This window comes from Lactiplantibacillus garii, assembly GCF_003885105.1.
GTDB classification, from domain to species: Bacteria; Bacillota; Bacilli; order Lactobacillales; family Lactobacillaceae; genus Lactiplantibacillus; species Lactiplantibacillus garii.
The window spans coordinates 1-26,046 of sequence record NZ_QWZQ01000026.1 but is presented as its reverse complement, the minus strand read 5'-3'; the positions used below and the strand labels follow the sequence as shown (position 1 = coordinate 26,046).

At 51.5% G+C, this 26,046-nt stretch carries 26 protein-coding genes; 5 read left to right on the top strand and 21 right to left on the bottom strand.

The window, feature by feature from the left end:
* Positions 1 to 46: 46 nt before the first annotated feature.
* The 4 genes from D1831_RS08615 to D1831_RS08600 form a co-directional block, all read right to left on the bottom strand.
* Complete coding sequence (locus D1831_RS08615; RefSeq protein ID WP_125072530.1) at positions 47 to 553, bottom strand: thioredoxin domain-containing protein; 507 nt, start codon at positions 551 to 553, stop codon at positions 47 to 49.
* A 124-nt stretch (positions 554 to 677) separates the two neighbouring features.
* Positions 678 to 1,001, bottom strand: coding sequence for a hypothetical protein (locus tag D1831_RS08610; protein ID WP_125072529.1), 324 nt, complete (start codon positions 999 to 1,001; stop codon positions 678 to 680).
* Positions 1,002 to 1,431: 430 nt separating this feature from the next.
* Positions 1,432 to 1,746, bottom strand: a complete 315-nt coding sequence (locus D1831_RS08605; protein WP_125072528.1) for a metalloregulator ArsR/SmtB family transcription factor — start codon at positions 1,744 to 1,746, stop codon at positions 1,432 to 1,434.
* 381 nt (positions 1,747 to 2,127) lie between these two features.
* Positions 2,128 to 2,793 (bottom strand): nitroreductase family protein, encoded by a 666-nt coding sequence (locus D1831_RS08600; protein ID WP_125072527.1) that lies wholly within the window; start codon positions 2,791 to 2,793, stop codon positions 2,128 to 2,130.
* 181 nt (positions 2,794 to 2,974) lie between these two features.
* On the opposite strand from D1831_RS08600, the gene D1831_RS08595 reads away from it, so the two are divergent.
* Positions 2,975 to 3,598 carry a GyrI-like domain-containing protein gene (locus tag D1831_RS08595; protein ID WP_125072526.1) on the top strand — a complete coding sequence of 208 codons (624 nt, stop codon included), beginning with the start codon at positions 2,975 to 2,977 and terminating at the stop codon, positions 3,596 to 3,598.
* 98 nt (positions 3,599 to 3,696) lie between these two features.
* Here the strand turns inward: D1831_RS08595 and D1831_RS08590 are convergent, their stop codons facing one another.
* From D1831_RS08590 to D1831_RS14395, 3 genes are all read right to left on the bottom strand, one after another.
* Positions 3,697 to 4,044 carry a hypothetical protein gene (locus D1831_RS08590; RefSeq protein ID WP_125072525.1) on the bottom strand — a complete coding sequence of 116 codons (348 nt, stop codon included), beginning with the start codon at positions 4,042 to 4,044 and terminating at the stop codon, positions 3,697 to 3,699.
* 72 nt (positions 4,045 to 4,116) lie between these two features.
* Positions 4,117 to 5,457, bottom strand: a complete 1,341-nt coding sequence (locus D1831_RS08585) for a sensor histidine kinase (protein WP_125072524.1) — start codon at positions 5,455 to 5,457, stop codon at positions 4,117 to 4,119.
* Positions 5,458 to 5,674: 217 nt separating this feature from the next.
* Complete coding sequence (locus D1831_RS14395) at positions 5,675 to 5,818, bottom strand: hypothetical protein (protein ID WP_158610654.1); 144 nt, start codon at positions 5,816 to 5,818, stop codon at positions 5,675 to 5,677.
* Between the two features lie 320 nt (positions 5,819 to 6,138).
* Between D1831_RS14395 and D1831_RS08580 the strand changes: the two genes are divergently transcribed.
* A complete protein-coding gene (locus tag D1831_RS08580) occupies positions 6,139 to 6,327 on the top strand; it encodes a hypothetical protein (RefSeq protein ID WP_125072523.1) in 189 nt (62 codons plus the stop codon).
* 69 nt (positions 6,328 to 6,396) lie between these two features.
* Here the strand turns inward: D1831_RS08580 and D1831_RS08575 are convergent, their stop codons facing one another.
* Together D1831_RS08575 and D1831_RS08570 are read right to left on the bottom strand one after the other, a co-directional pair.
* Positions 6,397 to 7,491, bottom strand: a complete 1,095-nt coding sequence (locus D1831_RS08575) for an Ldh family oxidoreductase (RefSeq protein ID WP_125072522.1) — start codon at positions 7,489 to 7,491, stop codon at positions 6,397 to 6,399.
* Positions 7,492 to 7,896: 405 nt separating this feature from the next.
* On the bottom strand, positions 7,897 to 8,478 hold the full coding sequence (locus D1831_RS08570) for a TetR/AcrR family transcriptional regulator (protein WP_125072521.1): 582 nt from the start codon (positions 8,476 to 8,478) through the stop codon (positions 7,897 to 7,899).
* Positions 8,479 to 8,607: 129 nt separating this feature from the next.
* On the opposite strand from D1831_RS08570, the gene D1831_RS08565 reads away from it, so the two are divergent.
* Positions 8,608 to 9,522 (top strand): NAD(P)H-binding protein, encoded by a 915-nt coding sequence (locus D1831_RS08565; protein WP_125072520.1) that lies wholly within the window; start codon positions 8,608 to 8,610, stop codon positions 9,520 to 9,522.
* Positions 9,523 to 9,696: 174 nt separating this feature from the next.
* Here D1831_RS08565 and D1831_RS08560 read toward each other — a convergent pair whose 3' ends face one another.
* Entirely contained in the window at positions 9,697 to 10,116 is a 420-nt protein-coding gene (locus D1831_RS08560) for a hypothetical protein (RefSeq protein WP_125072519.1), read from the bottom strand.
* A 284-nt stretch (positions 10,117 to 10,400) separates the two neighbouring features.
* Between D1831_RS08560 and D1831_RS08555 the strand changes: the two genes are divergently transcribed.
* Entirely contained in the window at positions 10,401 to 13,277 is a 2,877-nt protein-coding gene (locus tag D1831_RS08555; RefSeq protein WP_125072518.1) for a mucin-binding protein, read from the top strand.
* Positions 13,278 to 13,440: 163 nt separating this feature from the next.
* The gene (locus D1831_RS08550) at positions 13,441 to 13,785 is read left to right on the top strand and encodes a DUF2200 domain-containing protein (RefSeq protein ID WP_125072517.1); all 345 of its coding nucleotides are present in this window, start codon (positions 13,441 to 13,443) and stop codon (positions 13,783 to 13,785) included.
* A 682-nt stretch (positions 13,786 to 14,467) separates the two neighbouring features.
* Here D1831_RS08550 and D1831_RS08545 read toward each other — a convergent pair.
* From D1831_RS08545 to D1831_RS08495, 11 genes are all read right to left on the bottom strand, one after another.
* On the bottom strand, positions 14,468 to 15,322 hold the full coding sequence (locus tag D1831_RS08545; protein WP_125072516.1) for an aldo/keto reductase: 855 nt from the start codon (positions 15,320 to 15,322) through the stop codon (positions 14,468 to 14,470).
* A gap of 11 nt (positions 15,323 to 15,333) precedes the next feature.
* Positions 15,334 to 15,936: an NAD(P)H-binding protein gene (locus D1831_RS08540; RefSeq protein ID WP_125072515.1), complete on the bottom strand. Its 603-nt coding sequence runs from the start codon at positions 15,934 to 15,936 to the stop codon at positions 15,334 to 15,336.
* Position 15,937: 1 nt separating this feature from the next.
* Entirely contained in the window at positions 15,938 to 16,378 is a 441-nt protein-coding gene (locus D1831_RS08535; protein ID WP_225422833.1) for a nuclear transport factor 2 family protein, read from the bottom strand.
* Positions 16,379 to 16,503: 125 nt separating this feature from the next.
* On the bottom strand, positions 16,504 to 17,958 hold the full coding sequence (locus D1831_RS08530) for an MFS transporter (RefSeq protein WP_125072513.1): 1,455 nt from the start codon (positions 17,956 to 17,958) through the stop codon (positions 16,504 to 16,506).
* Positions 17,959 to 17,968: 10 nt separating this feature from the next.
* Positions 17,969 to 18,346: a nuclear transport factor 2 family protein gene (locus tag D1831_RS08525; protein ID WP_125072512.1), complete on the bottom strand. Its 378-nt coding sequence runs from the start codon at positions 18,344 to 18,346 to the stop codon at positions 17,969 to 17,971.
* A gap of 178 nt (positions 18,347 to 18,524) precedes the next feature.
* Positions 18,525 to 19,109, bottom strand: coding sequence for a TetR/AcrR family transcriptional regulator (locus D1831_RS08520; RefSeq protein ID WP_125072511.1), 585 nt, complete (start codon positions 19,107 to 19,109; stop codon positions 18,525 to 18,527).
* A 316-nt stretch (positions 19,110 to 19,425) separates the two neighbouring features.
* Positions 19,426 to 20,886 (bottom strand): glycoside hydrolase family 1 protein, encoded by a 1,461-nt coding sequence (locus D1831_RS08515; RefSeq protein WP_125072510.1) that lies wholly within the window; start codon positions 20,884 to 20,886, stop codon positions 19,426 to 19,428.
* Entirely contained in the window at positions 20,879 to 22,762 is a 1,884-nt protein-coding gene (locus D1831_RS08510; RefSeq protein ID WP_125072509.1) for a beta-glucoside-specific PTS transporter subunit IIABC, read from the bottom strand. Before D1831_RS08510 ends, D1831_RS08515 begins: the two co-directional genes overlap by 8 nt.
* A 117-nt stretch (positions 22,763 to 22,879) precedes the next feature.
* Positions 22,880 to 23,725, bottom strand: coding sequence for a BglG family transcription antiterminator LicT (licT, locus tag D1831_RS08505; RefSeq protein ID WP_125072508.1), 846 nt, complete (start codon positions 23,723 to 23,725; stop codon positions 22,880 to 22,882).
* Positions 23,726 to 24,020: 295 nt separating this feature from the next.
* The gene (locus tag D1831_RS08500) at positions 24,021 to 24,998 is read right to left on the bottom strand and encodes an NAD(P)-dependent oxidoreductase (RefSeq protein ID WP_125072507.1); all 978 of its coding nucleotides are present in this window, start codon (positions 24,996 to 24,998) and stop codon (positions 24,021 to 24,023) included.
* 188 nt (positions 24,999 to 25,186) lie between these two features.
* Positions 25,187 to 25,705 (bottom strand): VanZ family protein, encoded by a 519-nt coding sequence (locus tag D1831_RS08495; RefSeq protein WP_125072506.1) that lies wholly within the window; start codon positions 25,703 to 25,705, stop codon positions 25,187 to 25,189.
* Positions 25,706 to 26,046: the final 341 nt, after the last annotated feature.

Below are 26,046 nucleotides of genomic sequence, written 5' to 3'. Positions count from 1 at the left end.
GTTTAAAGGGCTCCGCATTAATTTGCGGGGCCCTTTTGGTTTGAGCTTATGCTAAGGCGGGTTTAAGCAGCGGCAAACTGTCACCGGTGTACTTTTGATCGTCTAGAATCAGCGTTGGTACCGTTAAAACGCCGTTTGTCACGACGTCTTGGTCAACCGCCGCTTGGACGCTGGCCGCGTTACCGTACGGTTTCACCTGGTAGTGGGTTTCGAGGTATTGCGGCACGTCCCCACTCGACAGTTCGCGTAGGTCGTCCTGGTGGTCAAAGATCGTCGTGACAAACGCCAACGCCGCTTGCGGGTGGGCGTAATCCACGTAGCGGTGGGCGACGTTACCGTTGGCCAACGCTTCCTTCGGTTTATTCCAGAATTTGAGGTGGACGGCCAGCTGGCCCGCCGCCACCGCGTCCGTGATGACCGCGTGGTTATTCGCCCACCACTGTAGGGTATCGGGGCACACGAGGTTAAAAAACGCCGTCAGCGTATGCGGCGCGTTCGCCACACCTAAATTAAGGGTCGTCGCCGCGCGCGTATCAACTTGATAAGTTGCCATGAAATCACCCTTTCTGCATTGCTTTTTGTCAGTATACGGTGCCGCTTCACGGCGTGTCAACCGCCAGCCCTTTCGTAACAATAAAAACGGCCCGTCAGCGTATCGCTAAACGAACCGACTGCCCCTACGCCCCGACTGGAATGGTCAGCGTGCCGTGGGCTTTATTAATTTTGAGGTTACCAACCTCGTCGTACCCGAGATCGGCGGCGTGGTGCTCGTTGACCCCGTGCACGTACAGCAGGGTCTTAAACTGGACGATCCATTCCCGGTAAACTTCGGGATGGTGGGTCGCTAATTCGTAAACGTCGGTACAGTCGTACTTCATCATCAGCCGTTCCAAGTGCGCGTCCAAAAACGCCTGCCAGAAGTGATAAAACGCGACCCGTTCCTTAGCTGGCATTTGGCGCACGACCCGATCAAATTGCTGACATACCGTGGTTTCAGTCATGATGCTTTCCTCCGTTTTGGCTCATTTCTATTGATTATACACCCATTTGTGCGGCTGTGAGCAACTAAATTAAAGCGTTTTCACGGGCTCTTTAATCACGCCACTCATTTATGCTAAACATCACTCTAAACTAGCTAACGAAGTCGTTGCCGTTGATTTTGACACGATAACCCTGACAGTATTTTTAGTTCGTTCGCGCGTAATTGCAATTTTCTTCAAAAAACAATTGTATGCCAGCGCCAGACTTGGTACAATCAAAGACGAAAATCGTTAGCGAAACTGATGTTTCGTTGTCTCCTCCCAAACTGCTGGAACAGTTTGGGGGGACTTTTTTTGTCATGACAGCCAACACGACAAAAATGGCACTACCTAGCCGCTTTAGTCTTGGTAATGCCATTGAACATCTCGCTATTATTTTTTCACGCAATGCTTACCGGTTGTGCTCAGCAATATCCGCCTCTAACGAATTGGTCAACCGTTTTAACAGCGTCAGGGTCGCCCCCATACTGTTGCTGTAGTAACGTTCAGTTCCAATCTTAGTCACTTTTAGTAACCCGGCGTTAAGCAATAAACTTAGGTGATGGGATACTGCCGGCCGAGATAATGCCAGTTTTTCCGTAATCTCTGAGACACTCATCTTATCAACTTGGCAGAGCATCACTAAAATTTTTTGCCGGTTCTCATCCGTTAACATCGTAAAAATCGGAATACCCGTTTTAAATAATGCTAAGGTTTCTTCAGACATTCAGTTTCCTCCTTACGAGAACGCTTGGTTTACGTTAATGGTTTTAAACCATTAAACCCTCTTTCGGCTGTGATGTCAATTATTCCCGGTTGCACAATTTAAATTAAAAATCAGAGTGTGCCAAAAGTCGGTTAGCTGGTGAGCATTAACGGCGTATGACGAATAATCCTGGTCTTGGATTGTTTGGCATACGTGGTTAAGCGGAGGCCGCTGACTTTTGGCGCACGTTTCGATAATAATTGTACGGAGATACAACAGAGGCTGTGACTTTTGTCACAGCCTCATTAGGGATTTGATAAACTGGTTACGTCCGTGACCAAGTAACGACTTGATAAGGCCCCGCCTTACGATGATCCAAATTGTAAGGGGTGCCCCCTGAACCTAATCCGTGATGAACTTCATCACTTGTTCCGGCGCGTAGCGGATCGATTTGACCGCTAAATTTTCACCCAAGTTGCCGGCTGGTGCTGGTTTCCCAATGGCTACGGCCATCACGGGGACGTACTGCTTAGGATCCAGTCCCATGGCAATCGCCGCCTTACTTGGATCGTAGCCGCCAATTGGGTTGGTAACGTAACCGTGCAGTTGCGCGGCTAACATCAGCTGCATCGCTGCTAGCGACGCGTCAACGGTGGCATCATTCTTCAGGAAGTCTTGGGTAGCGCTTTCATAAAACGGTAAAAAAGTCTTGAGGATCTCATCACGCTTTTCAGCGGTGACTTGACCATTTTCATACGCCTTTTGCCACAAGTCCCGGTAAGCCTCGTGCGATTTAGTGTTACCAAAAATCATCACGATCGTCGAAGCGGTGTCCAGCTGTGGCCGATTAAATGGCAGGAAAAACGACCGTAACTGCTCCTTACCCGCCGGCGTATCCACCACGGCAAAATACCACGATTGTAAGTTGCAAGCGGACGGTGCGGAAATCGCTTCTTGAATCATCTCTGTCACCTCAGCATGCGGAATGCGCACGTCCGGGTCAAAATTCCGAACAGATTGCCGCGTTTCCATTGCCTTACCAAGTGCTGCGTCTGGTTTAGTTGTCATTGTCAATTCCTCCAATGTTGATTAATTGATTTGAACAATTGCAGTATAGCACATCGTTCAAACGTTTAAAAGCTTAAACTTTTAAACTAAAACTTTTTTACCAACTACTTACCACCTGGTAGCGACCCTCACGTATAATAAAAATAACCAATATATTTTTCGTGAAACGGAGCTGATTTAAATGAAATACGAATGGCGCAAACTGGAAAAAGCCCGCTACCTCCCCAAAACGACCCCGGTAATTCTCGACGTGCCGGCACAACGTTTTGTGAGCCTCCACGGTACCGGCAACCCGAACACTAACCCGGCGTTTCAGGCACAAGTCCAAGCCCTCTACGCCGCGGCGTACGGCATCAAGATGACCTTTAAAAAGACGGCCACCGGCGACCTGCCGTACAACGATTACGTCGTTTTCCCGCTGGAAGGCGTCTGGTCACTGACGAGTAAGGGCCAACAACTCGACCACCTTGACAAAAACGAATTCAGTTACGACCTGATGATCCGCGTGCCGGATTTCGTCCCCACCGACCTGATCAACTCAGTTTTAGCGACCGTTCAAGCCAAACCGGACGTCCCGTTAGCCCAGGACCTCGGCCTCAAACGGTTTGCGGCTATGCAAGCTGCCGAAGTCTTGCACGTGGGCCGCTACGACGACGAACCGGCCAGTTTTGCTAAGATCGACCAGCTGGTGGCCGAGCGCGGACTGACCCGGGTCAGCAAAGTCCACCGTGAAATTTACTTATCGGACGCGCGCCGGGTCGCCCCGGAACGCCTCAGGACCGTGCTCCGGTACCAAGTCCAGTGATCAACTTAAAAAACAGGCGCGTGATGGTGTTGGACCCTCACGCGCCTGTTTTTCCTATTATCAACCAAAATCATAATTACTTAACGACGCGGCAATCCTTACCGCCAGTCCCAGTTATCCAGCGTTCCAATCACCGTGTTAGCGGGATAGGCACCGAATAGCCGGGCGAGCTGGTTAAGCCCCTGCGTTGCGTTGTCCCGTTGCAAGTTGATGGTTTGAACCGCTGCCGGCGAATGCCGGTGGTCATCCACCTCTAACGCCGCAACGTTATCCGTCAGTTCTAGCGCCACCCGCTGGGCCGCATCCGCCGTTGGCCCGTCGTTTAACGCCCACAGGAGTTTGCGGTCCGCTTGAAACTTCGCCGTTGCTTCGGGCAAGTCCGCCAAAAAACAGTACGCGGAATAGGCTTGCCGGTAATATAACTTCGTGTAATCCAATACGCTCATCCCCCTTGCCAATCGTCAGCCTTTACCGCTCTTATTATTTAAATTATATGGCAAGTAAACCCCACTTGGCAATTAGTGACTAGCCGTCAAGGTCAAGGTGGCGCTAAAAGTTTGGTCCTGCACTTGGTAATGGACCTGAACGTGCGCGTTGGTCAACGATTGAATGCTCTGTAAGCCGTAACCGAGGTGGCCGGGTTTGGTCGTATAGCGGCTCTTACTTAGTTTTTGCAAGTCCACGTCCGTGCCGGGAGCCACTTGGTTTTGGACGCTGAAACGCAACTGGTTCGGCGTACTCGGGTCAATCGTCAACCGGACGACGTGGTCCGCGCTTTCTGCCGCGTCAATTGCGTTGTCCAATAAGTTCCCTAAGATCCGGATGACCGGCACGAGCGGCTGATCAACTAATTTGACCCGCTCCAACACCAGAATCCGCAGGTCCACGTGGCGGGCCAGCGCCTCGTCATACTTGGAATAGATCAAGCCGTTTAATTCGGGAATCTCCAAAAACCGCAGACTACTTAAGCCCGTGTTTTCACCAAATAATTCCTTAGTCGGTTCAATTTCAGCTTTAAAATAGCGGCTCAAACCGTCAATATCCCGCGTTTCAATGAAGTGCGCTAAGCTGAGTAGAATGTTTTCGTAGTCGTGTTTAAACAGGTGCAGCGTTTGGTTGTGGTGACTTAGTAGTTGGTTATACTTTCCTAAAGAGTCCATTAATTGCTGGTCGTTCAACCGGGAGCTCTTATTCAAGACCAAATAAAGACCCACCCCGCCAAAAACAATGCTGGCAACGATGGCGGCGTATGTTTGGTTGGTGATCGACGACTCCATGGCAAACGTGTACACAAAAATATACATAATGAAACACAAACTGACTAATAAGTAGTCACTCCGCTCCACCCGGGTCCGCCGCAAAAAGTCCGCCGCCGAAACTTTAACGACCCAGTGGTGGGCCGCCAACGCCAAAATGATGATGAACGGTAGCCCGATCACCACCGCCCAAAACAAGTTGAGATCCTCGACCCGCTGTAAATGGAGCACCTGCTGCGTGAGCATCGGTGACGTGGACTGCGTTAAATATTTCACCAGGTTGCCAAAGATGGCGCCAATCAACCGCTTCGCCGCGTTTAGAAAAATTGCCAGTGGTAACATCAATAACCAGTTCGTCTGCAACATTTTGGAACTCATCACCGTCGTTGTCACGACTAACGGGATGATGTAGAAGAACACCAGCGGCACACCCGGTAACAGGCTGCTAATGGCTGGAAACAGCACTAAGCACACCCCGACCACTAAACCGAACCAGACTAACCCAATTTTCCACGTTAAGTATTCCCGGAAAGTAATGATCATAAAAAGAAATTCATACGTTCCCGAAATATACGTTAAAACGTATAACCATCCTACCGACATGTCACGACCCCCGTCCATTAATTGTTAATTATGCTAATTTACTAAACTAAGTCCACCACCCCGTGGAATGGCTTTACTCACTTCAACTAGTGTCATCAACTATTTATATTATACGTTACTAGTTGTCATTCTACTGCAAGTTAGCGGTGTGGCACATTAAAAAAATTATGCTAAGCAGTTAAAGTTAGCACTAAGCAAAAGTCGCCACACGGGACAATCATTTCGTCCCCGACCGCTGAGCCAGCCATTCCTGGGCAAATTTCCAAAAACCGTACGTCCCGACCGTGGCCGGCACGAGCCACGGGTAACGGTTCAAGAGCTGGAACAGTTCGCCGTTAAACGTCGTAACCGCCGCCTTCAATTGCTGCCTAATCTCGCCCTCCTGAGCATTCGCTTCCAGTAGTCGCTGAGCCCAGCTAACGACCCAAGTTGCCGCATCATCAATAGCTTAATAATTAGCCCCCAACTTGTCAACGAAGCCTTTTCATTTTTTCACTCGTCTGCGACCAGTTCAAGTCGTCGAGTTAGCAACCCGTGCAAAGTGGCCAAATTTACTCACTAACCGTTCAGCATCACAAATTGTTCAGATAACCCCCACAATTTACGCACTGGCGCGTAATTTTTAACCGTTAGACTTAACCATAATGATTTTCCTTAAGGACCCGGAAGGCAGGCGTTACCATGAAAAACTCCAGTTATATTAGCACCCCAACCGTTGTCAAAGCGCATCCCGCCCGGTTAAGCACCAGCGTTGCCCGTGAACTAGCCGCCGTCGTCAATTTATTCAGCCTGAACTGGCTGGATGACTACTGCGAACGCGCCGGGGATCCCGCCACACGCATCGCGCACGACCACCTGTTTTCAATCTAGTTAGCCCAACCAAAAAGGACCCGCTGTGAGCGTTTAGTTGCTCGCAACGGGTCCTTGATTTGGTTTGAATTAGTCTTCGACGGACGCTTCACTTGGCACGGTCACGCCAAATTCATCACCGACCGCCCGCATTTCATCCAGGGTGGCTTCGTCAATTGAAACCCCTTGAACGAGGTTTTCATCATAGTGTTTGTATTCACGGTCGCCCGGGATCATGATCTTAGTGCCCGGTAAGTGCTTTAAGTGGCGAATCCGGTCAAACATGTTGGTGACGTTGGCCTTTAAAACGTCGAGGTCGCCAAAGAAGGCCGGGTCAATGACCATGAAGAATTGACTGAAGTCGTGTTTCCCGGTGTTGGTATCGGCCGACAACGACCCCTGAGCCAAAATCCCGGTCAATAATTCAATGATCAAGGAGTTCCCGAAGCCCTTGTAGTTGGAATTGACTTCGTCCTGACCACCTAACGTTAACACCCCACCACCGGGCCGTTCCTCGGAAAAGGCGATTTTGGCGAGGTTGTCTTCAACCGTTTTGGCATCGTGGAGGACGTGGCGGTTCTCATCAACCGCCCAGTCACCGGGGATCTGTTCACCCTTTTTGGCCAAAACTTGAATCTTCCCACTCGAAACGACCGCGGTCGCGCCGTCAAACACGAACGGGTGCGGGTCGGCTGGGAAAGTGAAGGCCAACGCGTTGGAACCTAGGAAAGCTTCCAGCGAATTGGTTGGTACGACCAGTGGCCGGGTGTTGGTGGTTGAAATCCCAATCAAACCCTGCTTGGCGGCCATCCGGGAATAGTACCCGGCCGTCCCGAAGTGGTTGGAGTTGCGAATCACGGCCATCGCAATGCTCGATTGCTTTGCCTTAGCAATCAACTTGTTCATCGTGAAGGCTGACGCGATTTGGCCCATGCTCTTGTTGGCGTCGATCAATAAACTAGTTGACGATTCCTTTAAAATCTTGGGTTGTTGTTCGGGTTCCAGGGTGTGGTCCTTGATCATCCGGGTATACCAAGCTAGGCGTTGGATCCCGTGGGAAGAAATTCCCCGCAAGTCGGCGTCAACTAAGGTATCGGCCAGTAACGCCCCGTCCTGATCACTAAAATGTTGGGCCTTAAAAACCGCCTGTAAAAATTCTCGTTCCGTTTCTGCACTAATTCGCATCTCAAACCGCTCCCTTATTCGTTAAACGTTGCGTTCGTCTATTAATTAGATGTAATTACTTTCATTAGCAAACGTTTTAACCGTAAATTCATTATTTTCTAAACAAAAATGACATCAACAGAGCTAATTATGTCGCTTTTAATGAGAAACTTCAAGTCTAAATCTCATTTAACTAATAGGTTTACTCATTTTTAAGTCACGTGACGCGAAGTTTAGTTTTAGACCACGGTTAAGAGACCCTACTTCCCGGTTAAGGAAGACGCTACCTACTGTAAGTGGCCCAATTTTTAGCAAACTAAAAGCCACGCCAATGAATAGCCATCAGCGTGGTTTACAGTAGTTTTTATTAAGTAGCCGATGCAGAACGTTCCTCACTTGCAATACAACTTAGTACCGACCGTCCCGTTATCCAAGGCGGATGGCGTCCCAAATCAGCGGGTAAAGGGTGTCAAAGTTGACCGCGGTTGATGATGTCAGCCCGTTTTTAACGTTGGTCGTGTGGGTGTGGATCACGGCAAAGACTAGGCTCATAAATAAGTTGACCGGTAACGGCTTTAACACCCCGGCCGTCACGCCCGCCGTCAAGAGCCGGACGACCACGTTATTTGGATCGTCCGCGCCCACCGTTAGTTCCATCCCCTGACCCTTTAACGACTTAATTTGCTGTAACAACGTCAAGCTGTCCGGGTGGGCGAGTGAATAGTCGTAGACCTGTTGCACGTACATCCGAATCCGTTCCGGTAAAGCCACCGTTTCGTCCGCCAGCGCGGCTAAGGCGGTGGTGTTAATGATTCGCTGGGTCTCCCGCTGATAAACGCTGTCAATCAACGCCTGCTTATTTTTAAAGTACAGGTACACGTTTGACTGGGCAATGCCCACCCGTCGCGCCACCTTGGTAGTGGAAACGCCCGCCGGCCCCTCTTTTAAGATGATAGCCGCCACGGCGTCTTGAATTTTTGCTTGTTTACTCATATCTTTCTTTTTCATATTTTAAGTATAAAAGATAACAATATCTTTTTCAAGGTTGACAAAGATAGAGCTATCTTTTATGATAATAACCGTTAAAGATAGTCCTATCTTTTAACTGCTAAATTTATAAAATTCGAGGTTACTTATATGAAAATTGCAATGTTAGGTTCGCTAGGAAACATCAACCGGCTCGTGCTTCCCCGCTTAGTCGCTGCTGGTCACGCCGTCACCGTCGTCACCACCAACTCGCAGCGTCGCGCCGCCATTGAAGCCCGCGGTGCCCGTGCGGCCGTGGGTACCATGCAGGACGAGGCCTTTTTGGCCCACACCTTTAGCGGTCAGGACGTGGTTTATCTAATGTTATCCGGCGGCGTGGGTGACGATCCGTTCGCTAGCGCCGTCACTCAGGCTCAAATTTGGAAACGGGCGTTACTTACCGCCGGCGTGAAAAACGTGGTCGATTTAAGCAGTGTCGGTGCCGACGCGGGACCCGTTGCCGGTTCCCTGCATGCTTACAATTTGATTGAAGGCATTTTAAAAACCATCCCGGACGTCAACCTCGCCTGCGTGCGCCCGACCGGTTTTTACGCCAACCTATTCGCCAACGTAGCCAGTATTCAAACCGACCACGCCATCTACGCCAATAACGCCCCAGACTTAGCACAAAAATACGTCGCCCCAATCGACATCGCCAACGTCGTTTACCCGCTGATCACCGCCACACCCGCCGGCACCAGCGTGCACTACGCCTTTAGCGACACCTTCACCGGTAACGACTTTGTGGCAGCGCTGCGAACCGCGCTAAACTTGCCCGACCTGAAGTGGGTGCAGCTTTCCGACGACCAGTATTTGGCCAACTTGACCAGCCACGGCGTTCCCACTAAAATCGCGGCGGCGCTGCTGCAAACCAGCCACTATCAACGCCAGCCCGAACAAGTTTACGCGGACTTAACGGCCCGCCACACCCCCGCCGGTCAGGTTAAATTAGCCGACTTCGTTCAAACTTACGTGGAGGCATACAACGGTCAGGGGCAGCACCGTTCACATACGATTGCGGACTAACTTCAACATCAATCGTTATAAAAACGCGGCCCGCCAGCTTACTTCAAATGAGTAACTGGTGGGGCCGCGTTTTTATCAATAATTAATTTAACAAGGCGCACATTAACAACCTTCCCTTGACGTTTAGGTTGAGATTTATGATATTCATCACTATCCATATGATATCGCCCAAAATTATTTTACCGTGATCCAGCCAAAGTGGCGGCTCAACTCCCGACTTAGCCAGGACGGTCCCGCTACCAAAACTACGGTTATCAAAATATGCCAGCTAGTATCCAGCGTGAAGACGCGTAGCACGTACACGGTCACTGCTAATGCGACCACGCCGATCAGTACCCGTTTTGGCGACAATTTTGACAACTGCCGATGTTGACACTGCAGGCGGACCCGGTGTCCAGTAAGCCTTTGGACCACGTACTGGTTCAACAAACCCTGTTCATCCCACCCGAGGCCCATCACCAACCACAGGACAATTAACAAACTAATGATCACGGGCAGCGGAACGACTTGGTCTAAATTCAACGCGTAACCGATGATAATAATTAATAATGTACTTATGAAAAAAACGTTCCCCACTTTACGGTGCAGCTGCATGCTGAGTTCCCCCTTCACAGTTCAATACGGTGTCACCAACTCTTTCTAGTTATTATTTTAGCAATATTTAACTCAAAATGGCAGTCACTTTCAGGACCATTTTACCGACCAATAGCCCGTTTAACCGCCACCCCCCCCAGTTAATTTAAGTTAGCTTTCCAAACCGAATCCGGGCACGAATCACCCACGAATGGCCCCATTCTGAACCGCAGAGTGGGGGTTTCCCGTTAAAAGTTGTACACCAGAGACGTAGCAAAAATAGGTTCGAGGGGAAGTTTTATTGAATGCGTTTACAAAAATTACAACAAATTGAAACCATTAGTCGGCGCTACCACCGGCAAACTTCGCCAGCAAGCTGGACGGCAGCGTTAATTATTTTACTTAGCAGTGCCAGCCTCGGGGGCGTGTTCTTGACCCAACCGGTCCACGCCAGCACGCCGACTACGGTCGCACCTAGCAGCGCCGCGCCCACGTTAACGACGTCGGCGGCAACGAGTAGCGCGCCAGCGGTCACTAGCAGTGCCCCGGTCCCAGCCAGTGCGACCGCGGCCACCAGCAACCCCGCCGTTGCCACGGCTTCCGCGAGTCCGTCCGTTACTAGCGCAACCACTACCAGCACAGCTAGTTTGTCGGCACCCACGGCCAGCGCCGTCAGTGCGACGGCGGTCAAATCCACGGCTGCTTCGAGCAGCGTGACCAGTACAGTCCAGGTAACCGTGACTAACCCCACTAGTTCCGCAGTAAGCGGTTCGACAAGCGATTCGCTAGCAACCAGTAGCGCGCCAAGCAGCGCGACCTCCCTTTCTACTAGCGCGATGGCGGCCGCCGCGGACAGTACCAGTGCCGCCATCGCGGCCATGCCCGACACCACCGTCGTGACGTTTGGCGACAGTGGCATCCAGCAGGCGGTTCAAACCGGGGTGGGCGTGACCGGGGACGTCACGCTCGGTGATATTCGCAATTACAAGGGCACAAGCTTAGCCATCGGCAACGACAACACGCCACTCACCGTCACCGGCACCTTAGCCGGGATGCAGTACTTACAGTGTTTGCCAACTAAGGCCACCATTAGTTTCGTGACGGCCTATAACACGCCCAAGGTTGATCTCACCCCGTTGATCAAGGACCGTTTCTCCGACTTTTCACTGATGGACCACGACCTCGGCCAAGTTGACCTGACGCCGCTGACCCTGATCAATCCCGCGACCATCGACGAACTTCAACTGGTCGGGTCCAGCCAGGACGGCGGCAACGACGACTATTTGACCAACCCCGATGGCATGACCAACGCGCAACTCGCTCAATTAGGCCCGTGGTTGACCGCGATGGACGCGACCGGCACCCTGTACAGCATCAACTTGGACGATAACTCGCTGACCGACTTCGCTCCACTGGCTAACTTTACCAAGGGGACCTACCTCGTTGCCATCGGTCAGCGCACCGACGCCCAGGTCCCGGCAACCAACTTTGTCATTGGGCAACCCGGCAACTTTACGGCCATCCCGCTGACCGGGATGCAGGGTGAAGACCTCACCAGTCACTACCAGGACACGTTTGACGGCACCGCCACCCCAACCGACGGCACGACCAACACGACGCTCACGCCGATCACACTAGTCAGCGGCCACACCTTTAACATTGCGGCCGCCTACCCGGCAGCGAGCGGCAGTCAGTGGTTTGAGTACGGGTTCCACGGGATGTTCCCGTTTACCGGTGACCCGGCTAACTACATCAATATCAACTATCCTAACGGGACGACCTTCCGTTACGACACCACGGTCTACCAGCCGGCCAACTGGCAAACGGCGCCGAGCGTGACGGTTCAGTTTGTCAACAACACGACCGGCCAAGCTTTGAAGGCCCCGACCACCCTTGACGGGACCACCATCGGTCAAAAATTTGACTTAACGGACCTGACGACGCCGGCGACCGACTACCTGTTTGACCAAACCCGCAGCAGTTTACCAACCGGGACTTATACTCAGGATCCGCAAACGTTGACGTTCCGGTTCGACCCGCGGGCGGTTGGGACCGTGACCGTCAACTACCTCAGCACTACCGGTCAGGCGCTGGCCCCCGCCGAAACGTTCCGGGACTACGTGGGCGATACGGTGGACACCACGCCGCAAACGTTTAGCGGTTACACCACCACAACTTTGCCGGACGACGTGACCGTCACCACCACGCCCACCAGCGTTGATTACCAGTACGTACCCGACACCTTGCAGCGGACGGTCGTTTACCTGGACACGACAACCGGCAAAACACTCCAAACCACAACGCTGAGCGGGCCGTACCTGAGTGAATCACCGTACTCACCGGTCGTGCCGATCAGCGAGTACTTGGCCACCGGTTACCAACTCGTCGCCGACCCGTTCCCGAGTGACGGCCAGATTTTTGAAACGCCGACACCAACCGGGACTTACACCATTGAACTCAGTCACGTCCTGCGGCCGCTCACGCCGGGTAGCACGGATTTGCCCAGCGACGCTGACTTACAAAAGACCGTGACCGACACGACGAGTTACCAAACCACGACCGGGCAGAGCCTGGCACCGGCTACCACCCAAACGGTGACCTTTGACCGCCTGGGCGAGCTGGACGAGGTGACCGGGCAAATTACTTACGGGCCGTGGATTGCCACTGGTTTTACCAGCTTTAAGGCCGTCACGGCACCGACAATTAGTGGTTATCAAGCTACCAGCCCAGCCACTAGCGCCGTCAACACCGTTGCCGCGACGAGTCCGGACGTGACGAGTACAATCACGTACCGGCCAACGTCAACTAACACCACGGGCGGCCAACCAACCAACCCGGCTACGTCCGTTGCGACCGCGGTAGCGCCAACTAAGCTGGCGCACGGGACACCGCAAACTACGGCAACCGCAAGCACGACCAGCACGCCGAGAACGCACTTAACAACTAGCCAACCAACGCGTTCAACGACGACGACCGCTCAACCGGCATCACCGCAGCCAGCGGCCAAACTTACCACGCCTAGTCGAATCCGGCCGGCCACAAGCGCGGCCCAACCGACGACTGCCCTCCCACAAACTAGTGAGCAGCGGCCAACCACGTTAATCGGCTGGTTACTGCTTGCCGGCACGGGTTTATTAGCCGCGGCCGGTCGGTTGTTCCGGCGGCACCCGGCGCATAAATAGGGCTTATTTTGGATTAAAATCAGGTTGTAGTTAAACGGTTAAACGTCCGGTCACGAGGTTCCACGAGGAGCCATCGTAACCGGACGTTTTCTTATCTATAATTCGCTTAATCGGGCTAGTCCGTGCTATCCTGTTAGCAAACAACTGGAGGTGTGCCGCAGCTATGACAAAAATTTTTACAATGTCCTTTAAGACCATTTACGGTGCCTACGTCAATAAACTGACGCGTAAAAACCGCACCGAGGCCGAATTACGCCAAGTCATCACCTGGCTGAGTGGTTATTCGGATGCCGACTTACAAACTCAACTGGCTCACGACGTCAGTGTCGCCACCTTTTTTGGCCAACTTCCACAGCTCAACCCCAACGCTAGTAAAATTACGGGCGTCGTCTGTGGCGTCCGGGTCGAAAACGTGCAGGACCCGCTAATGCAACGTATCCGCTACCTCGATAAACTGGTCGACGAGCTGGCCAAGGGACGCCCGCTTACTAAGGTCCTGCGCAGCTAGTCCTCGTATTAATAAGCTTGCCCGCCAACGCCAACCATATTTTTTAGTTGTACGCACCAAGTTCGTGATAATACCGCACAGAAAAATGGCACCGCCACGACCAGCCACCGGTTCGCTACACGTGATAGCAGAACGACTGCCGAATTAACCGTCCCAGGATAGGCGCCGTCCTTTCGCCATCGTCCGCACGAATTTGACTATTAATTGTATCTAGCAATTTCAAGGTTGCGTGGTATTTAAGCGGTTCAGCGCATCCCCAAAATTGGCTATACTTTCACTTCAGGCGGAGCGCCTTTATCCGTCAAATTTAAATTAATTGTTAGTAACAAATTCCTCCAACACCAATTTTAATTCAATAACAAGCTTGGTCCACCAATCATTGCGTTTAACTAAAGACCGGCTCCTAAAAATCAATCACCCGTTTTATAAGTTCATTTATTTAACCGCAAGGCCCGCATAACGCCCAAAAATCAGTCGTAAAAAGCATGTAAACCCTAGTTTTTCACGCGTGACGGGCGTATGCTACAATCAATGCCAAGGTCAGCAGACATCAATCTTTGCCTTGTTTCACGCTCACTCCTCGGGCTCGCCGCGTGACGGTCGAGCCCTTTTTTGTACAAAAAAGTCACTACCGAGTGTCCCATCGACATCCAGTAGCGACTGAAATTTAGCCACTCTTCAATTAATAGTTAAATTTAAAGTTTCCAAGTTGTTTAACCGCTTCCGGATCATGAATGTTGCCAAACAAACTCTGCTTTTCATCCAAATCAGCCATTTGTTGCATTTCGGCTTCCGTTAACTCAAAGTCCGTAATTTGAGCATTTTCAATAATTCGGGCTTCGTGAACTGATTTAGGAATCACCACAATTTGTCGCTGGTTCAACCATTTTAAAATGACTTGACCGGTTGTTTTACCGTGCGCCGTCGCGATTGCTTGAATCGTGGGATTGGTGAACACGCCCTGCTTGCCCTCCGCGAACGGTCCCCAGGCTTCCGGTACAATGTCGTGTTCTAATAACCACTGAACACGTTGCGGCTGTTGGTAAAACGGGTGCAATTCAATTTGGTCGACTGCCGGTTTAATTTCATTATGCATCATTAAATCCTGTAACCGGTCGTTTTCAAAGTTAGCAACTCCCAAAGCCTTCAACTGACCCGCGCGGTATGCGGCTTCCATGGCACGCCACGAACCGTAAACGTCGCCTAACGGTTGGTGGATCAAGTACAGGTCGATATAGTCCAACCCCAGTCGGTCGAGGGAAGCTTGAATGGCTAACTTCGTTTGTTGCTCCCCGGCATCTTGAATCCATAGCTTCGTCGTCACAAAAATTTCGTCGCGGGCAACGCCGCTTTCACGAATGGCCGCGCCGACCGCCCGTTCGTTACCGTACGCGGCGGCCGTATCGATCAGCCGGTAGCCCTGCTTCAAGGCCGTTAAGACCACTCGTTTACATTCATCAAAATCAGGAATTTGAAAAACACCGAATCCCAACGCAGGCATCTTGAGTCCGTTATTTAAAGTGACTTCATTTTTCATGAGTTATGCTCCTATTCCGGGGTATTGATCCCCACACTGGCGCGATTATCACGCGTCGGTTCCAACACTAACTTAGCGACGTACGCCGCAATACTTGCCCGTGAAACGTCGTGACCCCCAAACGGTTCGCCCTTCTGGGTCAGCTCGTAATTAACCGGACCATTCGTGTACCAGCCGGGTCGAATAATCGTGTAATTTAAACCCGATTGTTCAATCTGGTCAGCAGCCTCTCGAAACGATTTTAAAATTGGGTTGTGGTACGGTTCCGGTGAATCACCCAACCACGCCGGGATTTCTTGGTAAATTCCCATGGTGGTGATAAAAATCAGCCGCTGAACGTTAGCCCGCTCCATTACCGCAACAATGTGGGCCGCGAAGCTCGCCATGTCACCGCTCAGGGCTACGAACACGAAGTCCTGTCCCCGAACAGCCCGCGCTAGCTGGTCATCATCTGTCGCACTGCCGGCAATGGCCGTTTCGCGGTCAGCCGTAAGTTTGAGCCGGTCTGCCCGGCGAGAATACAATGTTAACTGAACGTCGGTTTGGGCTAATAACGTTTGTCGAACGGCACTCCCAATCGAACCGGTCGCGCCAATAATCAAGCCTTTTTTCATGCTAGTGAACCTCCTCGGTATGCCAAATAAAGTTGGAATTTCGTTCAGCGATGTACCACCGACCATCGATCTTTTCGTACTTGTCCTGATAACGGACTCCTTCGTTAGTCGTGACTGTTTGACCCTGATCATTGACCTTAACTAACGTGACGTAGTTATAGGCAACCCCGTCTGCGTGGGTGTGATCGTTAAAACTAACCGTTTGTTGTCCGCTCATGTGAAAAACGGCGACGTAGTCTTCCATCGAAGAACTAAAAGCGTTTAAGATTTCCTGACGACCGTTCAGCGTAAACGTTACCTTGCCGTCATTGATAATGTTGACTTTACCGTTAGGCGTAAACAGTTGAACCTGCTTGTCATTTTCCTTGGTATCGGAATAATTTGAGAATAAATCAACGACTTCCTTTAAAGCTAATCGGTCCGCAATTTCTTGAGTATTCATTATTTGTAACTTCCTTTCTTAATTAACAACCTTATTATCGGTCGTTCTCCCCACGAAAAACATGGGCAATTTTTTTAAAACCGGGGCTTATGCCACGCTTGGCCCGTAAACGACGCTTATCGTTTTTATCGCGGTTGTTTAACCGGTTCTTTACGGGTCAGGTTAATGACAATTGCCACCACGACGAGGACTAAACCAGTGACCATGATCAAATGAATCCCGTTAAACAAAATGGTGTGTAATTGTGGTAACAGAGCTTGTGGTAAAGTCCGCGCCGAACTCGCATCGGTCAACTGATTAATCATGTGGGTCGTCACCCGACCACCAACTTGGCTGGCCGTACTCAAACTGAGCACCGCCCCAAAGATAGCGGACATGAAGGTTTGACCCAACGTTCTGAACAATAAACCAAAGGTCGTTGATACACTGATCAACTCCCGGCGAACTCCGTCTTGCAATGAGACCTGCATCGGTGTAAACGACAAGCCCATTCCTAAACCGTTAAAGCCGCCGCTCACCAGTAACCACCAGTACGGCGCGAACTGGGTGGCTAGGGCCATCGCCAGCGCTGAAAGCAGCACGCTGAAACTCCCAATCATTACGATGCGCTTATACGGTAATTTTCCCATTAAATGCGCAGTGTAGCGGGTCCCAATCAGTAATAGCACCGAACCGGCAATTTGCGTTAAACCACCGAGCGTCGCGTTGGTTCCTAACAACCCCTGCGACCACATCGGCGCGTAAACGCTGTAACCAATGAAAAAGCCGTTGATCAAAAACATGATGACGTTTTGTGACTGAATCCGCCAGTCCTTGAGGAGTTCGGTCGGAACCAGGGCGTTCGATTGCCGTTTTTCAACTTGATAGAATACGACCATCAATGCTAACCCAATAATGAATAAAATCAGGGCTTGCGTGGCGTTCGTCGCAATCGCGTCGCTGGCGAATAGTAGGACAACCAGGGTCGTTATCAGCATTCCCGACCCCAGGTAATCGAACCGGGTTTGGTTGGTAGCGCGCGCCCCTTCTTGGTAGGAGAACTGTAACAATAGTAGTGAGACGATCCCAATCGGTAAATTAATAAAGAATACCCAGTGCCAAGATAACGTATCGACCAACCAGCCCCCAATTAGTGGTCCCACGACCGTTGAGAGGGTGTAAAACGCGGTCACCCAGCCCAACGCCCGGGCCCGTTCGGCGGGATTTTCATACAGGTCGGCGTAAATGATGAACGGAATGGACACCATCCCACCGGCGCCAATTCCCATAAAGGCCCGCGCAATAATTAGCATCAACATGTTGGTGGACAGTCCGCCAATTAGTGAACTAACGATAAATAAAACAACTGAAATTTGAAAAGTTAACTTGTTGCCGATGACTTCACCGACCCGACCCCACAAAACCGTTGTAACCGCCGTTCCCAGTAAAAAGACGGAACTGATCCAACCAATCAGGCGAATTCCGTTCAGGTCACTAGTAATGGCCGGCAACGCCGTGTTAACGATGGTGGCGTCGAGACCACCCATGAAATTTGCAATCAACAACGCCACCGTGGCGATTGCCATTCTTCTTTTTGTCATAATTTCCCCCCTAATACATGGAAGCGCGCGATTCAACAATTTGCCAACCGTGGGCACCTTTAAGTAATTTCACCGTGGATTGTAAGGGCCACGTATTCCGAAAGCCGTAAATCCGGGCGTCCAATTCGTTACGCATAACCACTTGAGCTTGATCACCGTGGATTGTAACTTGAAACAGCACTTCCCGGCTGCCGAAATAACGCATCCGGCCCAACCGAATCTGCTGTAGCCATTCCGCCTTGCTCTGTACCTGACCCGTGATGTGGCCGAACTTAGCGTCGGATGCAATCACTCGGTCAAGTAAGTCCAGGTCCTTAGTTAACATGCCCTGAACTTGTTGGTGCACGATTTGGGCGACCGCCCGTTCTTCATTAATTTGTGCTGTCATTTCATAACCCCCGTTACTTCGTTTGTTGATGAATTCATTATGCAACGGCGGCCGTCATGAAAAAATGGGCAATCTTTTCAAAAGCGGGACATATGCCACGCTTTCCTTAAAGTAGGCGCATAAAACCAAAAAATACGGTGATTAAGCGGAATAGATTTCCGATAATCACCGTAACTTGCTAATTATTTGCATTTAAGTACCGTTCAACTCCGCCCTGCATTAAAGCGGTCGCGGCGTTAATGACGGCCGCCAACGGCTCCACCCGCCCCTGGTTAACCCAGGTGGTGTAGACTTTTAAACCGGTTTGTTGCACAAAATCAAGTAAAATTCGTTTCTGCCAATCCGCCAACTGATTAAATTCCGGCGATTGCCCCCAAGTTTTATTCATCACTTCGTCAATCATTTGTTGGCGAATCCCCACGTACGACCCCACCGCACAAGTGGTGATCCGGTCGTAAGCTTCCCCCTGCTTTGCCGAGTACGTAAAAAAGGTCGTTACACTCTTAGCCAGGTCCCGGGGATATTGAAAATCCCGGACCTCTTTTAAGTAATCCTGGGAATATTGTGCCTGTAATTCGCTCAATAAATCGTCCAAAGTCGGGTAATAACGGTAAAACGTCTTCTTATTAACCTGCGCCAGTTTGGCCAACTCGGTCACCGTAATTTTTTGGTAATCCTTTTCACAAATTAACTGCTTAAACGCGTCGTAGATACTGTTGATGGTCCGCTGAACGCGTAAATCCTGATAGTCATTCACCTGCATACCATTGACCTCCATCGTTAAACTATTAGGTTAATTATACTTTAAAACTAACCTTCAATTAAGCTTTAACCACTCAGCATCTAAAAACCGCGTTCAACCAAAAAAAGTTGTCCCGCCAACGGCCTCAATCGTAGGCCAACGGAACAACTTTTTAACTTATCAATTCTCCGGCTCCGTACCGAACTTTGCTTGTTTCTGCTTAAACCGGCCGAACGTCCCCAACTGGGACAACGCTGCCCAGTATCATTTCCCGGGTAGGCGGTTGTCCAGCGGCAAGTCAGTTAAAAACGGCCGTTCAGTTCAATCAGTTTACAAGTTAGTCAAGATCTTCACCGTTTGACTTGATCACTTTTTGATACCAGTAGAAGGAATCCTTTTTGATGCGTTCCAAACTACCTTTGCCAGCGTCGTCCTGGTCAACGTAAATGAAACCGTAACGTTTCGACATTTCGGACGTTGAGAAGCTAATCAAGTCAATGGGTCCCCACATCGTGTAACCCATGAGTTGGACCCCGTCAGCGACGGCGGCCTTCATTTGTTGAATGTGTTGCCGTAAATAGTCGATCCGGTAGCTGTCGTGCACGTGCCGGTCAGCCGTCAACTGGTCCACGGCCCCCAACCCATTTTCCACGACAAACAGCGGCTTGCGGTAGCGGTCCCAGAGTTCGTCCAACGTGATCCGCAGACCAACGGGGTCAATTTGCCAGCCCCAGTCGGATTCTTTTAAGTACGGGTTGCGCCCGCCGGTGGCCATGTTCCCGTTGACCTGCTCGGCGGCGTCGGCCTTCGTCACGGTCGTCATGTAATAACTAAAACTAATGAAGTCGACCGGGTACTTGGCTAACGTGGCCTGATCGTCCGGCGCCATCGCCAACTTGATCCCGTTTTCCGCGAAGTAACGGTTCATAAACTCGGGGTATTCGCCACGGGCCTGAACGTCGGTAAAGAACAGGTTCTTGTCATCTTCCAACTGAGCCGCGCGGACATCCACCGGGTTCGGCGTTGCCGGGTACGTTTGCATCCGGGCCAGCATGGAGCCAATCTTGGCGTCCGGGTCGATCTCGTGGAGCTGCTTCGTCGCTAAGGCACTGGCCACGAACTGGTGGTGTAAGGCTTGGTAGCGCAGTTGCAGCTGGTCGTGCTTAGACAACGTGGTGTCGATGGCCCCGGTCGCGTGAAAGCCCCAGGTACCGGTGTTGATCTCGTTAAAGGTCAAGTAGTACGGGACCCGGCCCTTAAAGTGAGTGAAAACGGTCCGCGTAAAGCGGTTAAAGTCGGCAATCGTGTCGCGGCTGGCCCAGCCGTTTTGTTTGAGCGTCAACCCGATCGGCATTTCGTAGTGGGATAAGGTGACTAACGGCTGGATATGGTACTTGTGCAACTCATCGATCACCCGGTCGTAAAAGGCCAAACCAGCCTGGTTGGGTTCGGTTTCATCGCCCTGCGGAAACAGCCGGGACCAGGCAATTGAGAACCGGTAGACCTTAAAGCCCATCTCGGCAAACAATTTAATGTCTTCTTGGTAGTGGTGGTAGGCGTCGACCCCGCGGCGCTTCGGGTACAGGGTGTCGGTTTTATCCGCGACCGCGGTTTTAATCGATTCCGTGGTCACGTCGTCCATTGACATGTGTTTGCGGTCGGTCGTCTTTTTAACGACTTCGGCGGTGGTCAGCCCCTTGCCGTCAACGTTCCAGGCCCCTTCGACCTGGTTGGCAGCGGTCGCGCCGCCCCACAAAAAGTCCTTGGGAAACGTTTTGGGAAAACTTGGTTTATACATTAACAGTCGCTCCTTTTGAATTTGGCTTTGGTTGTAACTTCAATAACCAGTTATGGTCGGCTTCGGTCGCATCCGTCGCCGTCACGGCCTGGTACTGGTTGGTGTTGGTGATGATCACCATCACGGTCGTATCGTAACCAGCGGCCTTGATCTTGGCGGCGTCAAACTTCGTCAGCACGTCACCGCGGTGAACGGCCTGGTTTTGTTTGACTAAGGTCTCGAAATACTTGCCGTTGAGTTGGACGGTGTTGATCCCCACGTGGATCAGGATCTCAGCGCCACTCTTAGACGTGATCCCAATTGCGTGACCAGTCGGGTAAACGGCGGTAATCGTCCCGTCGACCGGGGCCTTGACTTCCCCGTTAGTCGGCACGATGGCTAAACCCTTCCCCATCGCTTCGGAAGCAAACACTTCGTCGTGCACGCTCGTTAGCGGGATGATCGTCCCGTCAACCGGCGCGGTGATGGTATCGTTATCCAAGTGCGCGACCGGTGTTTGGTTATCGGCGGGTTTGTTTGCGGTGGCTTTGCCCATCCCGAAGAACATGGTGAAGAACAAGCCCCCTAAAAAGGCGACCAATAAACCGATGACTTCACCCATGAAGCCGCGACCTAAGAAGGTCGGTAAGGCTAACAGACTTGGTAAAGTAAACGAACTGGCGTGGGTCCCGGCAGCACCAATAATGGCACCCCCGAGCGCCCCACCGGCAATGGCACAGTAGAACGGCCGTTTTAGTTTTAGCGTGACCCCGTAGATTGTCGGTTCAGTGATCCCGAATAAGGCGGTCACAAACGAGGAACCGGCCAAGGCCTTCATCTTGGTATCCTTTGAGCGGAAAAAGACGGCCAACGCCGCGCCGGCTTGGGATAATACGGCGGCACTTAAAATTGGCAGTAACGTGTCGTAACCCATCTTAGCAATGTTGTTCATCATCAGCGGCACGAAGGTCCAGTGCACCCCGAAAATGACAAAGACTTGCCAGAAAGCCCCCATAATAATGCCGGCAACGATCGGCATGAAGTTGTAAATCGCCATCACGCCGGTGGCTAACCCGTTCCCAATCAAACCACCGATTGGACCAACAACGAGTAAGGTCAACGGGACCATGATCACCAGTGAAAACAGCGGCGTAAAGATGTTGCGAATGGAACTCGGGAAGCACTTATCCAACAACGGTTCCAAGTAGGACAAGACCCACACGGTCAGTAAAATCGGAATGACCGTCGACGTGTACGTCGTGGGCATCACCGGAATACCGAAGAAGTGTAGCGTGGTGGACTGACTCATGACCGTCACCAACGTCGGGTAAAGTAGCGCCGCCCCCAGTGACACCGCCACGAACTGGTTGACCTTTAACTGTTTGGCCGCCGTAATGGCTAAGAACACCGGCAGGAAGTAGAAGAGCGCGTCGCCGGCAGCGTACCAGATCTTATACTGACCACTGCTGGTGGCGATCCAGTTAAAGGCCACGGCGAGGGCTAATAACCCCTTTAAGATCCCGGCACCGGCTAAGGCCCCCAAGAACGGTGAAAAGACGCCGGAGATAAAGGCGATGAAGCGGTTGAGCACGTTCTGTTTTTCCGCTGGTTCGGCCGGTTGGGCGCTGGTGGACGCGGCGTCCGGGTTATCTAACCCGGCCAGTTCCGCTAAGGCCGCAAACACTTTGGCGACCGCGTTACCAATGACGACCTGGTATTGGCCGGCACTTTGAACGACCGTGATCACCCCGTCCAAATTTTCGATGGCTTCGGTGTTGGCCTGGTCAGTTGATTTCAAATTAAACCGTAAGCGGGTGGCACAGTGCCACGCCTTACTAATATTGTCCTTGCCACCAATGTTGGTTAAGATGGCTTGGGCTAAAGCTGAATAGTCCATGAAAGGTTCCTCCTTAAAAAACACAAAAACCCAAACAGCGTGCGCTCGTCACCTAGTTTAGGTGCGGTTCACAACTGTTTGGGTTTTGCCTAATTGAATAGTAACAATCCCGATATTTTATTGGGCCTCGTTTAACATCCGCTGCACGTGCATGATCAGGTAGATCCGCTCGTTGACCGAGACGGTTTGTTCGGTCGTTTTGTTAACGAACAAGGCGATCTTTTGCACGCAGGCAAAGGCCCGCGGATACTGCTTTGACAAGTGTTCAAACAAAAAATTATCGTCGTTGCCCGAATAACGGTCCGGTTGTTTGAGCGTTAGCCGTTCCGCGAAAAAACGCAGGTGGACTAAGAACCGCTGCAAGCTGATGCTGTCATCCGGCATGGTCAACGAAAGCTGGTACTTCACGATGTTTAACACGTCGTTGATCAGCTTGGTCATCGCCAGCGTTTGGTCCGCGTTGGAATTCGTCATGCTATTTTCCACGAACTTCATCGCGATGAAGCCGGCTTCGTCTTCCGGCAACTGGACGTCAAAATGGGCTTGGATCAGGTCAAGGGCTTGTAAGCCGACCTGAAATTCACGGTGGTAGATCCGTTTCGTTTCCCACAGGATCTCGTTGCGAATATCCATCTGGTGCAAGTGGCGGTACACGGCGAAGTGGATGTGGTCGGTCAGCGAGATCAACAGGTAAACGTTAAAGGTCGTTTGCAACTGCTGTTCGGCCGACTCAATGATCTGCGATGCCACTTCGAAGTATTCCGGCTGAATGTCAGCCATCAGCGTTTGAAAATTGGCGATCCAATTATCGCCCGCCGGCGTGTAAACCTTGGTAACCTTGGTTTCATCAACCGTCGCGCCACTTTTTTTCTGAAACCCGATCCCCTTACCGATCAGGACAACTTCGCGCCCCTGCTTGTCAGCCAGTAACACGTTGTTGTTAAAAACTTTTTTGATTCGCATGCGCACGCTCCTCGACTCTCATACCTAAATAAAGAAAAAAACCTAAAGTTCACCAATTCTGATACACCTAGTGTACCACGGTTGGAAAACGTTAGGTTTTGCCCACTACCATTGATAGCGGTAACAATCCTTATTTACAATTAGCAAGTATAGCGGTTACCGAAAACGATTGCAAGGGCTAAGTTTCAATTATTTACGCTTTTGATGAAAAGTTCTTCCAGCGAACGCGCCGTGACGCGGGTTGCCGCCGATGCAAAAAAATTGCCGCGCACGGGTTTCCCGCCCCGCTTCGATCTCAGTCGATGCCCTGCACCCCGGTCACCAGGTGACACAGCGGGCGACCACTTTCCGCGGCCAGCACGTTATTGGTCACGATGGCCGCCATCGCGTTACGAGCTTCGACGGTCGCGTTGCCTAGATGCGGCGTCAGGATGACGTTGGCCATGCGTTTTAACGCCGGTTCCACGGCCGGTTCGTGCTCGTAAACGTCCAGGGCCGCCCCGGCAATTTCGTGAGCGGTCAACGCGTTAACCAACGCCGCTTCGTCGACGATCTGACCGCGCGCCGCGTTAATGAAGAGCGCGCTGGGTTTCATTTTCTTAAATTCAGCCGCTCCGATCATGTGGCGGGTCGTCGCGTTATTGGTCAGGTGCAGTGATACCACGTCGGCTTGCGTCAACAACTCGTCGAAGGAAACGTAGCGGGCCCCGTACTGGACCTCCTGTTCGACCGGCAGGCGGTGGCGCTGGTAGTACACGATCGGCATGTCAAAGGCGTGCAGCCGCTTGGCAACTTCGCGCCCAATTTGGCCCAGGCCGACGATCCCGAGCGTTTTGCCCTGCAACTCGTGGCCTAAGAAAAATAGCGGCGCCCAGCCGTTAAAGCCGCGGGTGCGCATCAACTGGTCGCCTTCCACGATCCGGTGAGCCAAACTAACGATCAGACCGACCGTCGATTCCGCGGTCGCCACCGCCGACACGTCCGGGGTGTTGGTCACCGCAATCCCCCGGTCCAGCGCGGCTTGCACGTCAATGTTGCTGGTGCCGACACCAAAGTTGGCAATCAGTTTGAGTTTGGGGGCGTGGGCCAAGGTAGCCGCGTCCACCGGCGTTGATAAGGGCGTAATTAGGTAATCGGCGTCGGCGACGTGGCTGCGAAGCGTCTGCGGATCAATCAATTGCTCCCCATCATAAACGTCCACGTCTAACTCGACTTGCCGCAGGGTCGCTTCGGCCGCCTTCGGAATTCGTCCCGCAATGTATACCTTACTCATCGTAACCGCTTCCTTTATTAGCTTAATCACTTAGTTAACCCTAGTATGTCGATTTAGTTAAGCGCTGTCAACTACCGGAAAAACGGTTGGGCATCGCGGCAACCCAAAATCGCCAATGACTCAGATTGATGGTGAGTCATTGGCGATTTTTATAGTTTTATCCCGGTCTCATCCGGTTTATTTTGCGTTTAATCCGTCGTCAAGGCGTGTTTCATCGGGGTCCGCGGGAAAGCGTGGGCCACGCCGGCCATCACCAATCCGCCAAGCGCGACGCCAATGCCGTTGGCTAATACGTCGTTAATGTCACTGCTGCGGTTGATCAGCCAGTAAATGGACAGGTAGTGTTGGGTGATCTCAATGCTGCTGCCGATCATCAACCCCAGCACCCCGACCGTCAGGAGACTGGCGCGCGGAAACGCCCGTTTGATTAATAAGCCCAGCGGCATCGTCAGAATAATGTTTTGTCCAAAACCGACGTCCAACAGGTTGAGCTGGGTCAAATTGACTTGCCCAGTTCCCGCCGGCATGACGTAAACGGCGGTGCCGTCAAAGGACAACGGGGTGAAGAGGATCACCCCAAGACCGGTAAAGTAACTGAGGATCAGCAGGCGCCAGGTCAACTGACGCGTCCCCCGGTTATTGTGCACCAACCGGACCCCCACTAATCCGGCTAAGCTTAAAATGATGACAAGTGGTAACCAACGCATCCGCACCACGCTCCTTTCGGTAAATTTAAAGTGTGCCACCATCTTAACTGATAACCGGGAAAGGTGGGGCCGTTTTCCGTGAACTTTAGCGTTTCTTCGTTGCCTTAAAAAAAACGCAAGGTCCCGCGAACGGCCTTCCCCGATTATTAAAACTTTGGTCACAGTTTCGCCGATTTTTAATCGCTAATTTGATTTTGATTAATAATTATTTTTATGCAAACGACCACCCGTCAATTTAGTCTGATGCCCCGCTACGGGCGATTTTAAGAGCGTTGGTTTATTCAATTTGTGTATAAATATTTATTTTTATCAAATTATATTGTATTAATAATCATTGAGAC

What these genes read in the sequence shown, in the direction of transcription:
- D1831_RS08610 (WP_125072529.1), bottom strand. Translation starts at nt 1,001, where the DNA reads ATGACTGAAACCACGGTATGTCAGCAATTTGATCGGGTCGTGCGCCAA.
- D1831_RS08520 (WP_125072511.1), bottom strand. Translation starts at nt 19,109, where the DNA reads ATGCAGGTGAATGACTATCAGGATTTACGCGTTCAGCGGACCATCAAC.
- D1831_RS08550 (WP_125072517.1), top strand. Translation starts at nt 13,441, where the DNA reads ATGACAAAAATTTTTACAATGTCCTTTAAGACCATTTACGGTGCCTAC.
- D1831_RS08590 (WP_125072525.1), bottom strand. Translation starts at nt 4,044, where the DNA reads ATGAGCGTATTGGATTACACGAAGTTATATTACCGGCAAGCCTATTCC.
- D1831_RS08510 (WP_125072509.1), bottom strand. Translation starts at nt 22,762, where the DNA reads ATGGACTATTCAGCTTTAGCCCAAGCCATCTTAACCAACATTGGTGGC.
- D1831_RS08560 (WP_125072519.1), bottom strand. Translation starts at nt 10,116, where the DNA reads ATGCAGCTGCACCGTAAAGTGGGGAACGTTTTTTTCATAAGTACATTA.
- licT (WP_125072508.1), bottom strand. Translation starts at nt 23,725, where the DNA reads ATGCGAATCAAAAAAGTTTTTAACAACAACGTGTTACTGGCTGACAAG.
- D1831_RS08530 (WP_125072513.1), bottom strand. Translation starts at nt 17,958, where the DNA reads ATGACAAAAAGAAGAATGGCAATCGCCACGGTGGCGTTGTTGATTGCA.
- D1831_RS08495 (WP_125072506.1), bottom strand. Translation starts at nt 25,705, where the DNA reads ATGCGTTGGTTACCACTTGTCATCATTTTAAGCTTAGCCGGATTAGTG.
- D1831_RS08515 (WP_125072510.1), bottom strand. Translation starts at nt 20,886, where the DNA reads ATGTATAAACCAAGTTTTCCCAAAACGTTTCCCAAGGACTTTTTGTGG.
- D1831_RS08500 (WP_125072507.1), bottom strand. Translation starts at nt 24,998, where the DNA reads ATGAGTAAGGTATACATTGCGGGACGAATTCCGAAGGCGGCCGAAGCG.
- D1831_RS08540 (WP_125072515.1), bottom strand. Translation starts at nt 15,936, where the DNA reads ATGAAAAAAGGCTTGATTATTGGCGCGACCGGTTCGATTGGGAGTGCC.
- D1831_RS08555 (WP_125072518.1), top strand. Translation starts at nt 10,401, where the DNA reads ATGCGTTTACAAAAATTACAACAAATTGAAACCATTAGTCGGCGCTAC.
- D1831_RS08585 (WP_125072524.1), bottom strand. Translation starts at nt 5,457, where the DNA reads ATGTCGGTAGGATGGTTATACGTTTTAACGTATATTTCGGGAACGTAT.
- D1831_RS08565 (WP_125072520.1), top strand. Translation starts at nt 8,608, where the DNA reads ATGAAAATTGCAATGTTAGGTTCGCTAGGAAACATCAACCGGCTCGTG.
- D1831_RS08545 (WP_125072516.1), bottom strand. Translation starts at nt 15,322, where the DNA reads ATGAAAAATGAAGTCACTTTAAATAACGGACTCAAGATGCCTGCGTTG.
- D1831_RS08535 (WP_225422833.1), bottom strand. Translation starts at nt 16,378, where the DNA reads ATGAATACTCAAGAAATTGCGGACCGATTAGCTTTAAAGGAAGTCGTT.
- D1831_RS08525 (WP_125072512.1), bottom strand. Translation starts at nt 18,346, where the DNA reads ATGACAGCACAAATTAATGAAGAACGGGCGGTCGCCCAAATCGTGCAC.
- D1831_RS08605 (WP_125072528.1), bottom strand. Translation starts at nt 1,746, where the DNA reads ATGTCTGAAGAAACCTTAGCATTATTTAAAACGGGTATTCCGATTTTT.
- D1831_RS08595 (WP_125072526.1), top strand. Translation starts at nt 2,975, where the DNA reads ATGAAATACGAATGGCGCAAACTGGAAAAAGCCCGCTACCTCCCCAAA.
- D1831_RS08615 (WP_125072530.1), bottom strand. Translation starts at nt 553, where the DNA reads ATGGCAACTTATCAAGTTGATACGCGCGCGGCGACGACCCTTAATTTA.
- D1831_RS08600 (WP_125072527.1), bottom strand. Translation starts at nt 2,793, where the DNA reads ATGACAACTAAACCAGACGCAGCACTTGGTAAGGCAATGGAAACGCGG.
- D1831_RS08575 (WP_125072522.1), bottom strand. Translation starts at nt 7,491, where the DNA reads ATGCGAATTAGTGCAGAAACGGAACGAGAATTTTTACAGGCGGTTTTT.
- D1831_RS08570 (WP_125072521.1), bottom strand. Translation starts at nt 8,478, where the DNA reads ATGAAAAAGAAAGATATGAGTAAACAAGCAAAAATTCAAGACGCCGTG.
- D1831_RS08580 (WP_125072523.1), top strand. Translation starts at nt 6,139, where the DNA reads ATGAAAAACTCCAGTTATATTAGCACCCCAACCGTTGTCAAAGCGCAT.